Source organism: Streptomyces sp. NPDC017520 (assembly GCF_044329855.1).
Classification (GTDB): Bacteria; Actinomycetota; Actinomycetes; order Streptomycetales; family Streptomycetaceae; genus Streptomyces.
The window spans coordinates 37713-52332 of the sequence record NZ_JBIRKB010000001.1 but is presented as its reverse complement, the minus strand read 5'-3'; the positions used below and the strand labels follow the sequence as shown (position 1 = coordinate 52332).

General features: G+C 74.2%; 14 protein-coding genes. 1 reads left to right on the top strand and 13 read right to left on the bottom strand.

Annotated elements, in window-relative coordinates; translation table 11 throughout:
• The first annotated feature begins 5 nt into the window (after positions 1-5).
• The gene (locus ACH4KB_RS00220) at positions 6-1259 is read left to right on the top strand and encodes an RNA polymerase sigma factor (RefSeq protein WP_398062113.1); all 1254 of its coding nucleotides are present in this window, start codon (positions 6-8) and stop codon (positions 1257-1259) included.
• Between the two features lie 84 nt (positions 1260-1343).
• Here the strand turns inward: ACH4KB_RS00220 and ACH4KB_RS00215 are convergent, their stop codons facing one another.
• From ACH4KB_RS00215 to ACH4KB_RS00155, 13 genes are all read right to left on the bottom strand, one after another.
• A complete protein-coding gene (locus tag ACH4KB_RS00215; protein WP_398062111.1) occupies positions 1344-1868 on the bottom strand; it encodes an NADase-type glycan-binding domain-containing protein in 525 nt (174 codons plus the stop codon).
• Positions 1869-2773: 905 nt separating this feature from the next.
• Positions 2774-3379 (bottom strand): phage tail protein, encoded by a 606-nt coding sequence (locus tag ACH4KB_RS00210; protein WP_398062109.1) that lies wholly within the window; start codon positions 3377-3379, stop codon positions 2774-2776.
• 4 nt (positions 3380-3383) lie between these two features.
• Positions 3384-5366 carry a putative baseplate assembly protein gene (locus ACH4KB_RS00205; protein WP_398062107.1) on the bottom strand — a complete coding sequence of 661 codons (1983 nt, stop codon included), beginning with the start codon at positions 5364-5366 and terminating at the stop codon, positions 3384-3386.
• Between the two features lie 34 nt (positions 5367-5400).
• Complete coding sequence (locus tag ACH4KB_RS00200) at positions 5401-5841, bottom strand: GPW/gp25 family protein (RefSeq protein ID WP_398062106.1); 441 nt, start codon at positions 5839-5841, stop codon at positions 5401-5403.
• 9 nt (positions 5842-5850) lie between these two features.
• Complete coding sequence (locus ACH4KB_RS00195) at positions 5851-6141, bottom strand: PAAR domain-containing protein (RefSeq protein ID WP_398062104.1); 291 nt, start codon at positions 6139-6141, stop codon at positions 5851-5853.
• Positions 6142-6179: 38 nt separating this feature from the next.
• Positions 6180-8192 carry a VgrG-related protein gene (locus ACH4KB_RS00190; protein ID WP_398062102.1) on the bottom strand — a complete coding sequence of 671 codons (2013 nt, stop codon included), beginning with the start codon at positions 8190-8192 and terminating at the stop codon, positions 6180-6182.
• Positions 8192-9040: a LysM peptidoglycan-binding domain-containing protein gene (locus tag ACH4KB_RS00185; protein WP_398062100.1), complete on the bottom strand. Its 849-nt coding sequence runs from the start codon at positions 9038-9040 to the stop codon at positions 8192-8194. The genes ACH4KB_RS00190 and ACH4KB_RS00185 overlap by 1 nt, the downstream gene beginning before the upstream one ends.
• 5 nt (positions 9041-9045) lie before the next feature.
• Complete coding sequence (locus ACH4KB_RS00180; RefSeq protein WP_018488496.1) at positions 9046-9483, bottom strand: phage tail protein; 438 nt, start codon at positions 9481-9483, stop codon at positions 9046-9048.
• 67 nt (positions 9484-9550) lie between these two features.
• Positions 9551-9997, bottom strand: a complete 447-nt coding sequence (locus ACH4KB_RS00175) for a hypothetical protein (RefSeq protein WP_398062098.1) — start codon at positions 9995-9997, stop codon at positions 9551-9553.
• Between the two features lie 1491 nt (positions 9998-11488).
• Positions 11489-11632 (bottom strand): DUF6760 family protein, encoded by a 144-nt coding sequence (locus ACH4KB_RS00170; protein ID WP_398062096.1) that lies wholly within the window; start codon positions 11630-11632, stop codon positions 11489-11491.
• Entirely contained in the window at positions 11629-12090 is a 462-nt protein-coding gene (locus ACH4KB_RS00165) for a hypothetical protein (protein WP_398062094.1), read from the bottom strand. Before ACH4KB_RS00165 ends, ACH4KB_RS00170 begins: the two co-directional genes overlap by 4 nt.
• Entirely contained in the window at positions 12090-12533 is a 444-nt protein-coding gene (locus ACH4KB_RS00160; RefSeq protein ID WP_018960795.1) for a phage tail protein, read from the bottom strand. Before ACH4KB_RS00160 ends, ACH4KB_RS00165 begins: the two co-directional genes overlap by 1 nt.
• Before the next feature lie 62 nt (positions 12534-12595).
• Positions 12596-14173 carry a phage tail sheath family protein gene (locus tag ACH4KB_RS00155; RefSeq protein ID WP_398062092.1) on the bottom strand — a complete coding sequence of 526 codons (1578 nt, stop codon included), beginning with the start codon at positions 14171-14173 and terminating at the stop codon, positions 12596-12598.
• Positions 14174-14620 lie beyond the last annotated feature (447 nt).

Here is a 14620-nt window from a genome sequence, read left to right as displayed (position 1 = left end):
CACGGATGGAAGGTACGGCCGACGTCATCATCGAGGACCTGCTGCGCCACCACGCGCCGCAGGTCCTCGGCGCGCTCGTGCGCCGGTACGGGCACTTCGACCCGGCCGAGGACTCCGTCCAGGAGGCCCTGATCGCGGCCGCCGGGCAGTGGCCGCGGGACGGGGTCCCCGACAACCCGCGCGGCTGGCTGATCCGGGTCGCCTCCCGCCGCCTCACCGACCGGCTCCGCAGCGACGAGGCCCGTCGACGGAGGGAGGAGACGGCGGCGGCCCTCACCCCGGCGGACGCGTTCGTCGCGCCGCCGCCCGGGGAAGGCCCCTCCGGCACGGGCCGGGCCCCCTCCGAGGACGACACGCTCACCCTGCTCTTCCTCTGCTGCCACCCCGCGCTCTCCCCCGCCGCCCAGATCGCGCTCACCCTCCGCGCGGTCGGCGGTCTCACCACGGCGGAGATCGCCCGCGCCCATCTGGTGCCGGAGGCGACGATGGCGCAGCGGATCAGCCGGGCCAAGCGGGCGCTGCGCGGTACGCGGTTCCGGCGGCCGGACGCCCAGGACCTCGACCAGCGGCTCGGCGCCGCGCTCCAGGTGCTCTACCTGATCTTCAACGAGGGCTACACCGCCACCGCGGGCCCCGACCTCACCCGCACGGACCTGGCGCGCGAGGCGATCCGGCTGACCCGCGCCGTCCGCCGGCTGCTGCCCCACGAGGGGCGCGTGACCGGGCTGCTGGCGCTGATGGTCCTCACCGAGGCGCGCACCCCGGCGCGCACCGGGCCGGGCGGTGAGCTGGTCCCCCTCGACGAACAGGACCGGACACTCTGGGACCGTACGGCCATCGCGGAAGGCACCGCCCTGGCCGAGGAGGCGCTCGCCCAGGGCCCGGCCGGGGACTACCAACTCCAGGCCGCCGTCGCCGCCCTCCACGACGAGGCGGAGCGCGCGGAGGACACCGACTGGCCGCAGATCCTCGCCCTCTACGACCTCCTCGTACGGCGCACCCCCGACCCCGCCGCCGCGTTGGGCCGGGCGGTCGCCGTGGCCATGGTGGACGGGCCCCGGGCGGGGCTGGCGGCGGTCGACGCCCTGACGGGGGCGGTGGAGCCGCACTTCCGCCTCGACGCCGTACGCGGGCATCTCCTGGAACGGGCCGGGGAGCCGGCCGCCGCCCGTGCCGCCTACCGCGCGGCCGCCGACGGCACGCTCAGCGAACCAGAGGCCCGCTATCTGCGCATGCGCGCCGACCGGCTGGACCCGTAGAAGCCCTTCCGGTCACGCCCGTTCCCTCCCGCCGGCCTTCCGGCCGGGCGCGTTCACTCCCGTCGCCCTTCCGGCCGCGCCCGTTCACTCCCGCCGGCCGAAGAACTCGATCTCCGCCACCGCCGTACGCCGGTCCTTCCCCGAGCCGTACGCCGACCCGACCGTGAGCCGGGCCTTGACCGTGTCCGAACCCCGTACGTCGAAGGTCTGCTGGCCCGCCTGGTCGCGCAGCCGGATCGTCCGGTCGGTCTTCTCCCCGTCCTTCGACGTCAGCTCGACCGTGAGCCGGGCCGGGCGGCCCTGCGTCAGGAACTCGTTCTGGCGCGCCGACGTCCCGGAGAACACCACGATCTTCATCATCCGTACCGGCTGCGCGAAGGTGCACTCCAGGTACTCCCCGACGCCTTCGCCGGCCTTCTCGGGCGCCCAGTAACGGTTGTTGAACCCGTCGACCGCCGCCGCCGCCGGGTGCCCGCCCGCTTCGCTGGAACCCCGGCAGACGGCGGGCGGCACGGACTCCGGGGTTCCGGTCTCCTCCTTGGCGAGACCGAACAGGCCCGAGAGATGCGGCAGCGCGAACCACACCCCCACCGCCAGCAGGATCAGCAAAAGGGGCAGCCCGACCCTCGGCCGCCGCCACCCGCGCCGCGGACGCGCCCCCGCCACGCGCGCCTGCCGGGGCCGGCGACGCAGGATCCGCCGCCACCACGGCAGCCGGCCCTCGGGGGCGGGCCCGGGGTCCAGGACCAGAGCGCAGCGGATGCACAGCGTGCGGCCGGGGGCGTTCTCCGTACGGCAGTGGGGGCAGACGACCGGTGCGACGGCGGGTTCCGGGCGGGTCGTCGGCTCGGCGGCGGGTAGCGGCCCACCGTCCGGCCAAGCGTCGGGCCCGGGAGCCGGACCGGGCGGCCCTTCGCCCGGACGCCGGGGCGCCGCTGCCCGCGGTGGCGTCGGCGGTCCGGGGGGCGTCGCGGGCACCGGGGGCGGAGGGGACGTTACGGGCATGGGCGCGGGCGACGCCATGGGGGCGGGCGCGGGCGGCGTCACGAAGGGAGACGCGGGCGGTCCGGTGGGCGGGGGAGCGGGCCGTGTCCCTGGCGCGGGCGGCCTCCTCGGCGCGGGCGGGCCGGGTACGGGCGGGCCGGGCGGGCCGGAACCAGCAGGACCGGCGGAAGCGGATGGCCCGGAACCGGCGGGCCCGGCGGAAGCGGATGGCCTCCTCGGCGCGGGCGGCCCGGCAGGCGCGGGCGGCCTCCTCGGCGCGGGCGGGCCGGGTACGGGCGGGCCGGAACCGGCAGGCCCTGCGGGAGCGGGTGGCTCGGAACCGGCAGGCCCGGCGGAAACCGGCGGCCCGGCAGGGGCGGGCGGCCCGGTGGAAGCAGCAGGCCGCCCAGCAGTCGCGTTCGGCGCGTGGGGCGCGGGCGAGGTCTCCCCCTCCTCCCACCCCAGGAACGCCTCGCACGCCACACAGAACTCCCGCCCGGGCGGGTTCCGGTGTCCGCACTCGTCGCAGATCACAGCAGCTCCAGGGTGAATCCGACGTGCGCCGGGACCTCCGCGCCGATCAACTCCTCCAGCCGGACCCGGTCCGGCTGCCGCACGCCGGCCCCGGACCGGTCACCGCCTCCGCCGCCTCCGCCTCCCCCGCCCCCGTCGCCTCCGCCGCCCCCACCTCCGGCCGCCCGGATCCGGATGGTCACCCAGGGGCGGTCCTGGCCCGGCAGCGGGGTGCCGGGACCGGTCGACCAGGCGGTGCCGCCACTCTCGACGATCTCCGGTTCCGTACCGGTCTCCAGCCGGAGCGCCTCCGCCAGGCCGCCCACCGTGCCGCGTCGGGCGTGCCGGGCGACCGCGCCGCGCACCGCCGCCCGGCGCAGCTCCGGCGGGCTGCCCTCGTGGAGGTCGGCGGCCACCCACTGGGCCAGCCAGTCGAGGAAGTCGTCGGGGGCGCTGCGCGGGTCCAGGTGCGCGGGCAGGTTGTCGATGGAGAGGAGGACGGGGGCGAGGACGTCGTCCAGGGCGGCCAGGAAGCGCTGGAGGAAGTCCTGTTCCAGGTAGACGGCGGGGAGCCGGTCGATCAAGGGGTGCGGGGTCGGCAGCCCCGGGATTCCGTCGCGCATCGGATCAGGCCCCCCGCACCCGGAGCTGGTGCTCGTAGCTGAAGACCAGTGCGTGCGGGTCCAGCGCGATCTTCGCGGTGGCGTCGGTGCGTTCGCCGGTGACCGGGTCGGCCCGGTACAGCCGGACGTCCTCCACCAGGTCGACCCCCGGCACCCGCTGGAGCACGGCGAACGCCTCCCCGGACTGGACGGGCCTGCCGAACGGCCAGCCGCCCCCGGCCGGCCCGCCGGTGAGCGGGTTGAAGTACCCGTACAGCGCGGCCAGTGCGCCTATCCGGACCTTCTCCGCGAGCGCCCCGCGCTCCGCCTGGACCAGGGCGACGACGGTGACGCCCTGGTAGAACGGCGGCTCGACGACCAGCCGGGCCCCGATCGGCCGCCGGGCGTCCAGGTGTCCGGCGATCAGGGCGAGCGTGTTCGCGGGCGGGATCAGCTCGTCGAACTCGATCCGGCCCTGCTCGTCGCTTCTCCCGGCGGGGACGACGAGCAGCCGTACCCCGCCCGCGTCGGCGGCCTCCGCGCCGTCCTGCGCACCGGCCCGGATGCAGTGGACCCGGGCCGCGTCCGGGGCGATCTCCCGGGCGAGGAGTTCGTAGTCGTGCGGGACGACCGCCCGGTGCAGGGTGCGCAGCGTCATGGGCCCGCGCACCCGGGCGCTGTCGACGCTCTCGCCGTCCACGCCCCCGAGCGCCGGCCGGCGGTTCTCGACCCGGGCGACGTACGGGATCGCGCTGCGCAGGACGCGGAGCGTGGAGCGGGCGACGTTGCCGCGCAGCCCGCCGCCCCTGCGGTAGGAGCGGACCCGGACGGTGGCGCCCTTGGCCGGGACGCGGCCGTAGTGGCGTACGGAGCCGTCCCGTTCGCGTACGGCGGGACCGAACTCGACGCGCCCCGTGTTCGGGTCGAGCGTGACGTGCCGGTCCTCGGGGCCGGAGTGCGCGAAGTCGTCGACCCGGCTCCAGCGGGTGACGTCCGAGCCGGCGACGGCGTCGGGCGCGGCCGGGTCGGTCACCTCGACCACGAACTCCCCCGGCACCACCGGCGGTCTGGCCAGCCGGAACACCTGCCCGGGAACACCCTCCGCCTGGCCCAGCACCTCGTCGGTGACGGTCTCGGCGTGTTCGGCCGCCACCGTCGCGCCGATGGTGAACGCGGTGATGGAGCGCACGACGGGCGGGGCCATGTACGTCGGCCGGCCCGGCTCCGCCTCGACCAGCCGGCAGCGCAGCCATCCGCCCGTGCGGCGGACGACGGCCGCCGGGACATGGGTGCGCGGGAGGTGGAGGATCAGCTCACCGGACCGGTTGAAGCCGCCCGTCTCGTCCTTCTCCACCTCACAGGCCGCCCAGCTCGACCCGTCCCAGGCCTCCCAGAGGATCGGCGGCCGTGCCGGGTCGACCCCGACACCGTCCACCGTGCAGTCCAGCCGGAGCGCCAGTACGCCTGCGGGCACGGCGGCCGACAGGCCGACGTACAGGCAGTCGCCGGGGGCGGGCGTCGCACCGAAGACGGGCACGGCCCGGCCGAGCGTCAGCTCCTCGGTCCGGTCGACGGCCTCCCCGGGCGAGGGCCAGGTGGCCAGGTGGGCGAAGGCGCACGGCACGATGGAGAGCGGTTCGGACGTGGTGAAGACGACCGCCTCCTCCGTCTCCGTCCGGACGGTGGCGACCTCCGTGCCCGCGCGCACCAGCACCGGTTCGGGGCGGGGGGCGGAGAGCCGGAACGTCACCTCGGTGTGGGCGGCCGTCGGCGGGTGGAGCTGCACCCCGATCAGGTCGAGGAAGGTCAGATAGCTCTTCTCCGGGACCCGGTTCACCCGGTAGACGAGCTGGTCGACCATGGTCGCGAACGCCTCGATCAGCGTCACCCCGGGGTCGGAGACGTTGTGGTCGGTCCACTCCGGGCAGCGCTGCTGCACCAGACGCTTCGCCTCGTCGACCAGGCCCTGGAAGGTGCGGTCGTCCAGATGCGGGCTGGGCAGGGTCACGCCCTCGCCTCCTCTTCGTGCGTACGGGAACGGGTCACGCGCCCGCCTCCGGCTCGTCGGCCGGTGCCTCGGTGGACTCGGCGTGCTGCGGGATCACGTAGAACGGGAAGACGAGGTTGCGGGGGTCGTTCGAGCCGCGCACGGTGTAGCCGATGTCGATGTAGAGGACGCCGTTGTCCGCCTCGTCGAACCGGACGACGACCTCGGTCACCTCGATCCGGGGCTCCCAGCGCTCCAGCGCGAGCCGCACCTCGTACGCGAGCTGCCCGGCGGTTCCCGCGTCCGCCGGGGCGAACACGTAGTCGTTGACCGCGCAGCCGAACTCCGGCCGCATGGGCCGCTCCCCCGGCGAGGTCGCCAGGATCAGCCGGATCGACTCCTCCAGCTCGTGTTCGCCGCGCACCAGGGCGATGGACCCGGTGGCGTCCGTGCGCGGCGGGAACGCCCAGCCCGCGCCGATGAACTGCTGTCCCATGGGTCCGGTTCACCCGCCGATCAGTACGGTCGGGCAGCCGGAGAGCACGGGGGAGCCGCAGCCCGCCAGGTCACCGACGCGGGCGGCAGGCTGCCCGCCGATGAACACCGTCGCGCTGCCGGGCGGCGCGAGGACGGTCGGCGCGTGGGCGGCGGGCGAGGAGCACAGGTGGGCGGTGCCGACGGTGGCGGCGGGCTTCCCGCCGATGAGCACGGACAGGACTCCGGGCGGCCCGACCGTACCGGGGTGGCCCGTGGGGTCGCCGACCCGGGCTGCCGGAGCGGCTGTTGCGACGGACATGCTGTGTGCTCCTCCCGCATGCGGGGACTGACGTGTCATCAGTTGAGTTTGACCATCGGCGCGTTGACGTTCACCGAGCCGCCGCTCCTGATCTCCGTTCGGCGGCTGCCGTCGACCGACACCTCGCCGCCCCGCACCTCCACCGGGCCCTGCGCCGCGATGCCGACCTTCCCGGTGCCGCCGTCCACGGACACCCCTTTCCGCGCGGTCAACGTGACGCTCTCGCCGCTCAGTTCGAGCGCGCCGCACCCCGCTTCCAGGGCGACGCCGTCGGCCGCCCGGATGGAGATCTGCTCCTTGGCCTCGATGGTCACGCTGCCGTCGCTGCCGATGACGATGGCGGTGCCCTTGCGGTCGAGGTCGATGGTGAGCTTGCCGTCACCGGTACGGAGCCGGACGCCCTGCGGGCCGTTCGCCGCGTCCAGCAGCTCCAGCTGGTTTCCGCTCTTCGACGCGAAGGCCCGGCGGTTCACCGCACCGGTGGTGGGGTCGACGAGTTCATCCCCGCCTCCCGCACGTCCCGCACCTCCCGCGCCACCAGAAGCACCGGACGCACCCGGAGCACCAGGGGCGCCGGAGCCGCTTGATGCACCAGGCGCACCGGGAGCACCGGGAGCACCGGCCGCACCGGGCGCACCGGCAGACGCGCCACCGCCCCCGCCACCGCCGCCCCCCGGCCGGTCCTGCCCGTTGTACAGCCCCGCCAGAACGTACGGCCGGTCCAGATGCCCGTGCTCGAAGCCGACCAGCACCTCGTCGCCCACCTCCGGGATGAACGCCTCGCCGCCCCCCGTACCGCCGGACTGCGCCGTGCGCGCCCAGTCGCTCGCGTACTCGTCGGAGAGCCACGGGAACCGCACCTTGACCCGCCCGGACCCCTCCGGATCCTGCGTGTCCGTCACCGTCCCGCTGACCAGCCCCGCGCACCGCGCACCACCCGCCACCGCCGGGGAGCCGCCCGTCAGCCCGTACACCGACCGCTCCTGCTGCCCCGACACGGTGATCCAGGTCTCGTACCCGCGTACGGCGTCGAAGACATGGCGCGAGGTCGTCACCGTGTACCGGCCCTCGAACGGCGCGCCCACCGCGTTCAGCGCCACCGCACTGCCCGCCCGCACCTCCGGATTGCCCCGGATCACCGCCTCCAGCTCCGCGAACGACCCGGCGATCCGCTCCGCCAGCGCCTTCGCCGCCTGGTCGACCTGGGCCTGCGCCCCGTACGCCGCGTCGGTCACCACGAACCGGGCCTCGCCGAACGGGGCCGACACCTCCGCCGCCGTCACCCCCAGCTCCAGCGTCGGGGACGAGCCCGCCGGGGCCCGGCCCACCAGCGGCTGCTTCGCCCGGACGTCCCAGCCGCGCACCTCCACCTCGGAGACCTGCTCGGCGGCCGACACCCCGGCCCGGCAGCGCAGCAGATTGCTGCCCAGCTCCAGGACGAGCGGGTCGCGGTCGGCGCGCGCCGAGGCGTCGGGTGCTCCGCCCGCCTCCGCCGGCTTCGTGATGTGCAGCTGCCCGTCCCGTACGTACGCCTGCGCGCCCGCCTCCTCCGCGAGGCCGCGCACGAACTCCCAGTCGGTGATGTTGGGTTGGGCGATGTGTTCCAGTACGGGCCCGGCGATGTCGACGGGGCCCGGCTTCAGCCCGGCACGCTGGGCGACCTGACCGCAGATGTCCGCGAGGGTCATGTTCTGGTAGCTGGCCACCCGGCGGCCCCGGAACAGCCGGTGCGACTCGTCGAGCCCCCGGACGACGGTGAACGTGCCGGACTCGTCGAGCTCCACCTCCAGCGCGGTGACGACCCCCTCCAGCAGCGGTTTCGGCTCGGTGCCGCCGCCCGCGCGGGCCAGCAGCCGGGCCTCGGTACCGATCTTCAGCCCGGCCTGCTCCAGCAGCACCCGGTCGGGGTCACGGAACCGCAGAAGGAACAGGTCGGGGAGCGTACGGCTGTCGTCGACATAGCCCTCGACCAGCGTGTTCACGAACTTCGCGGGCAGCGGCGTACCGTCGAACTCCACGGTCAGCGCGGTGGAAACCCCCTGCTGCCCCATCAGCCCCGCCCCCTGCCGCGGGCGGCCCTGGCGGCGTCCCGTTCCGAGGAGTCCCTGCCCCTGCCCCTGCCCTTGTCCCTGAGCCGGGCCAGCTCGTCCAGGGCGGGCAACAGGAGCTGGGTGCCGGGGGCGAGCCGCATCGGGTCGTCGATCCCGTTCGCCTCGGCGATCACCCGCCAGGCCCCGGGATCGCCGTACTCCCGGTGGGCGAGCGAGGGCAGCGAGTCGCCCGAGCCGACGCGGTGGACGCGCCGGGCGGCCAGCGCGCCCGAGGTCGGGTTCTGGCCGGGCGTCTCGCCGCTGATCTCCTCCATGGTGACCTGGCAGACCGCCCGGATCGGCACTCCGGAGGTCGTGAACAGCGTGTATCTCGCAGCGACTTGGCTCACGTAACCGGGAAACCCCGTCAGTCCGCCCCAGTGGAAGACCACCCATGGCGGGGACGACCGCTGCTGCTGCCGGGTCTCGTCCGTCGGCACGCAGCAGGCGAAGAGCTGCTCCACCGAGGTGACGACCCGGGTGTCCTGGGTGTCGCTGGCGTCGAAGAACATCTCGACGGTGAGCTTGCTGGGCTGCGAGCCCTGGTACTCCGGCGGGCCCGAACTCTTCGCCCCCTTCGCCGGACTCCGCTTCCAGGAGGCCGCCTTGGTCAGGCTCAGCTCCTTGGGGTTGAACTGGAAGTCGATCCGCCCGCACGGCCCGCCGGGCGTCAGCCCGCCCCCGGTCGGCGGGGTCCGCAGCTCCAGGTAGGCGTGCTCCAGCTTGGGCCGCGCCGAGCCGCCCTTCGCCGCCGAGGCCACCCCCGACGTACCGGCCGCGCTGAACGCGATGGGACCCGCACCGCTCATCGTCCTCAGCCCTCCATCACGTAGCCGTGGTGGGCGATCTCGATGGTCTCCATCGCGACCTTGGGCGACTCGGGCGTGAACGAGGGCCCGGTCCACCGCACGGGCACGACCTCCAGCAGCCCCCATTGGGCGACCTTCTGGCCGTCCCCGGTCCGCGCCTCGATGTGCGCGGTCTTCCGGCTGAACCCGGTGGTCATCGTGGCGAACCAGCGCGCCACCTTCTCCGTCTCCCGGGTGAGCGGCCGGGACAGCTTCACGTTGGAGTACTTCAGCCGGGTCGGCAGCTGCCACAGATGCCCGTTGTTGCCGCCCTCCTCCCGCGTTTCGAGGACGACTTCGCAGCCGAGGCCCTCGCACGTGTTGAACGACCCGAGCTCGATGTCGTCGATCGTCACGACGAAACAGACGCTGACGGCGGGGTCGCTGTCCTGGGCGGTGGCCATGACACGTACCTCTCAGTTCGGTCGAGCAGCCGATCGTGCGGTCTCGGTCCGGGCTGCCACTCGGCTATCAGTGGCGGGTGTTGATGAGATGACCGGCGCGTTCGCGTTCCAGCCGGAGATCGTTCTTCAGAAGCCGGCTCAGCGGGGCGTACAGGGCGCGGACCAGCTCGTCCGTGACGGCGGGAGCCCCTCTGCCGTCCTTCGGGGCGCCCGCTTCCGTTACGGTGCCGGTCCCGGGCCCGGAGCCGGGCTCCACGCCATCCTCGCCATCCTCCGATTCGGTTACGAGGTCGGGCTCGGGCGGCGGTTCCTCGACGACGTCGGCGACCTCGGCGACCTCGGCGTCCCGCTGGACGACCGGCCGCGAGGTCCCGGAGACCGGCGCGCCCCCGAACACGACACTGCCGTCGGCCATCCGCTGCGCCACCCCGGCCGCCACCGCCACGGCCCCGGCCGAGGGCAACCGGCGCACACTGCCGGAACCCGGCAGGGAGCGCGCCACGGAGCTCGGCACCGGAGGCCCGCCGTCTGCCCGCCGCTGAACGGACGCGGAGGGCGGGCCGGCGGGGGCCGACAACGGGGGCGCGGGCCCGAGGGAGACACCGGGGCCGGTCATCGGCCCCCCGTCCTCCGCCCCGGTCCACCGGACAGGTACGCCCGCAGGGCCCCCGCCGGAGCCGCCGGGGCCCGGCGTGGGCCCCCCGGCGGGCCCGGAGCCCGGCTCCGCGGCGCGCTGGACGTCGAGGTTCCGCGGGACCAGGGGCCGGTCGCCCAGGAGGGGGGCGACGGGTCCGCTGTCGGCCGGGGCAGAGGGGGAAGGCAGGGCAGGCAGGGCGGGGGACGGCCCGGAGAGGGCAGGCGGACCGACCGACCGCTGCACGAAACTCCCGGTACTCCCGGCATCACCCGCATCGCCCACCCCACCGGAATCGCCCACCCCACCGGAATCGCTCGCCCCATCGACACCGCTCACCCCACTCGCATCGCTCAACCCACCGGCAGAAGCAGGCGCTCCCCCTGCCAGGTCATCGGGACGGCCATCGGAACGGCCCCGGGCCGCCTCCCCCACCAGCGGATCGTCACCGAGCAAGGGCGCAGTGGGCTGGTCCGCTCCCCCCGGCCGAACGTCATCGGACAGGCCGGGCACGGCCGGGGCCGAAGGCGGAACCTGGCCCCCGGAGGCTTCCGGGTCGGAGGCAGCCCGCCGCTGGGCGGTCGGCGGCAGACCGGGCAGCGGCGCACCGAGCCCGGGAGCCCGCCGGGGCCGCTCCCCCGCCGGAGGCATCACAGCCCGCTGAACGCCGACGCCGCCGCCGGCGGCCGGGGCGGGGGCCGATGCGGGCGGCGGCTCGGGCGGCGGAACCGGAGGCGCGGGCTCCGCCACGACGGGCCGCTCCCCCACCAGACGCCGTACGGACAGCTCCTCCGCGCCCTCGGCGGCGGACGTCAGGGCCGCGCCCTCACCCTCGTACCCCCGCTGTACGGGTACGGGTACGGGTACCGGGGCGGGTACGGGCACCGAGGCGGGCGCGACCGCCACCCCCGGCACGGCCGCAGCCCCGCCCACTCGCCCGAAGTGGGTCACCGCCCCCCGCATCGGCAAGTCCACGGACCGCTGAGCAGCGACCGGCGACAGCGACGACGATGGCGACGGGGCGGGCTCCGCCACCCCCACCCCGCGCACAAGCCCGGCCGGAGCATCAGGGCTCACCAGGTGCCCGAGAGGGGTCCCGAGCGCGGTGCCCTGGCGGGTGGTGAGCGAAGCCTCGAACTCAGCCGGAGCGACGGTGAGTTGCTGCCCGGCCAACACCCGCTGGAGCGGCTCCAACCGGTTCACGTCGACCTGTTCACCGCGATCGGCCGCCCCGAGGCCGGGCGCGGGCGAGGACGCGGCCGAAGGCGCGGACGTACCGCCGGAACGGCCGCCCCGAAGCCAGGACATCAACCCCATGAGCTCCTCGTCCTCCCCTGCACGGTGTGTCCCGCCCGGCCGTCGGGCATAGCCTTACTGCCCGTTGAGGCGGGCGGCCTGCGCGACGAACTTCAGGCGATCCGGATGTTCCAGGTCCAGCAGGTCGTCCAGCGGCCAGTGGAAGTGGTGGGCGAGGTACGCGACCTCCTCGTAGAGCAGGTCGGCCGCGTACGTCACGATTCCCCCAGGCGGCCACCGGCGAGATTCACCGCGAACTCCTCGTCGCAGGAAGGGCAGGTGACGGCGGCGCGGGTGTGGCCCTCGGCGTTGATCCGGCGGTAGAAGTCCTGGAGGAAGGCCAGGTCGGAGGCGAACAGGTCCTCGATGACACCGGGGTGGATGTCCTCGACCGTGCCGATGCGCGTCACGACCCGCGAGATGAGGACCACCGACAGATAGGCGGAGTTCTCCCTGACCCGGTCGTCCCGCAGGGGGACCAGCTCGTCGCGCGCGGTGGCGAGACGCATCACGCCCGTACGGTGGACGGTCCCCGACTCGTCGACGTAACCGCGCGGCAGCTCGAAGCCGAACTCCGTGCGCAACGCCTCCTGTTGACGCGTCGCCGAGCCGCCCCGCGCTCCGGACGCCCCGGCGTCGACCTGCTCCGGGCTCTGGAACTGGACCGAGCGGCGCATCAGTCGAGTTCCATGGCCTCGTAGGTGATCGCCAGCTTCTCGGTCAGCACCGAGGTGTCGCCGGCCTTCAGGGTGCCGATCTCCAGTGACTTCGGCCAGGCGTTGATGAGCTTGTAGCGCTTGATCGGCAAGCCCTCGTAGTCGTAGACGATGACGGCGCCGTTGCGGCGGGCGTTCGTCATGCGGCCGAACCGCGAGTCCTTGATCCACCGTTCGAAGCTGTTGTCCTCGGTGAGCCCGCGCGTCACGGTGACCTCGCCCGCCTTGGGGCGGCCGGGCAGCTTCTTGATGGCGTACTTGCCGTCGAAGGTGTTCTGCTTCAGCTCGATGACGTCCTGTTCCATCTTCAGACCGCTGACCTCGGTGATCTGCTTGATGATGACGCTGTCGAATTCGAGGCCGAAGGAATGCCCGACGGAACTGTCGAGATCGGGAAGTGGCACAGCAGACTCCTTACGCCGGACTCAGGAACGGGCTGTCAGCGACCAACGGGGGCGGCGGCCGGTCATTCGTCGACACCACCGCTGCCGCCGGTCAACTGGGAGAGCCGGAACACCACGAACTCGGCCGGTTTGACGGGGGCGACCCCGATCTCGCAGATGACCTGACCGGCGTCGATGCTCTCCGGCGGGTTCGTCTCGCGGTCGCACTTCACGTAGAACGCCTCCTCGGGGGTCAGCCCGAACAGCGAACCCTTGCGCCACTCGTTGACGAGGAACGCCGAGACGGTACGCCGGACACGGGCCCACAGGGCGTCGTCGTTCGGCTCGAAGACGACCCACTGCGTACCGGCGAGGATCGACTCCTCCAGGTAGTTGAAGAGCCGCCGGACGTTCAGATACCGCCAGGCGGGGTCGGAGGCCAGCGTCCGCGCGCCCCACACCCGGATGCCCCGGCCGGGGAAGGCGCGGATGCAGTTCAGCCCGATCGGGTTGAGGAGGTCGTGCTCGCCCTTGGTGAGCTGGGTCGCCAGCGCGACGGCTCCCCGGACGACCTCGTTCGCTGGGGCCTTGTGCACACCCCGCGTGTCGTCGTTGCGCGCCCAGACCCCGGCGATGTGCCCGCTGGGTGGTACGAGGGTGGCGCGGCCGGACGCGGGGTCGGCGACGCTGATCCAGGGGTAGTAGAGCGTGGCGTACTTGGAGTCGAAGTTGGCCTGCCCGGTGCGCCAGCCGCGGATCTGCTGCGGGGTGAGCCCGGGCGGCGGATCGAGGATGGCCACCCGGTCGCCCATCAGCTCGCAGTGGGTGATCAGCCCCTGCTGGACGGCGATCACCGACTCCAGATCCAGCAGCCCGCGCTCGTACGCGCTCATCAGATCGGGCACGGCGATCATCGTGACCTCGTCGACCGCTTCCAGGCCCCCCAGCCCCGTACGGCGGTCGGCGTCGCCGACGTACACCTCGGGGGCCATCGCCCCGGAGCTGCCGGCGGCGGGGGCGGCCGGCGCGAGGGCCACCGTCTGCGGCGCGGGCGGGGCGGGAGCGGCGCCGCGCCCCGACTCCCGTACCTCGATCAGCTCGGACTTGGCGTTGACCCGGGTGGCGACGTTGTCCTTGCTGCGCTTGGTGGTGACGGAGGGGTACGTCTCCACGACCTGGCCGTCACGCTTCACGAGGAACCGGAAGACGTCGGCCGGCGGATCGTCGCTCTCCACCGGGGCGACCTCCACGCTGATCTCCCCGCTGACGCCGGGCCGGGGCCGTACGGCGTAGGGCCCGACCGGGACCTCGGCGCCGACGGGCAGTTCGCCGGCCTCACCGGCTTCCCCGGTGTCGCCCTCGTAACCCTCGCCGGCCCCGACGTGAGCCGCTGTCGTGCCGTCGTCGACGCGCACGACGCAACAGACGCCGCCGCCGTTGGCGAAGAAGCCGTAGACGGAGGACGCGAGGTAGGTGCCGTCGACGAAGTCGCCGAACGTGGCGATGAACTGGCTCCAGTTGGTGATCAGCGTCGGCTCGTCGAACGGCCCCTTCTGCGCGAAGCCGACGAAGGCGGCGACCGAGGTGCCCACCCCTTCGATCGGCCGGGATCCGGACTCGACCTCTTCGACGTAGACGCCGGGGGACAGGTACGACGGCATAAGGGCCTCTCCTCGACGCACTCCTGAACGCACTGCTCGACCGGGTGACGCGGGCCATTCTCGTCACGGGGTCGATCACCGGGAACGGACGGTCGGCCGCCCCGCCGCGCATCGAGGGCTGCCCGATAAGGCAACCCGACCGCGCCACGAGTGCCGCCCCGCCCTGCCCCGTACGCGGTCCGCGCGCGCTGCGTACGTCCTCGGCTTCCCCGGCACGGTGGCAGCCACCACGCATGCACCACATCCGGGCCGTCCGGGCCACCCGGGCCGTCCGGGCGGCCTCCTGGCCGGCGGGAGCGGGAGCGGGAGCGGCGGGAGGAGCGGGAGGGCGGATGAAGGCGGTTCCGGAGAAGCCTTCCGAGACCTCGCGCCCCGGCGCACCACGAACGGACACGACGCCCCGACCGGCCTCCACACCCCCCGACCGCCGCGCCATCCAACGGCTGC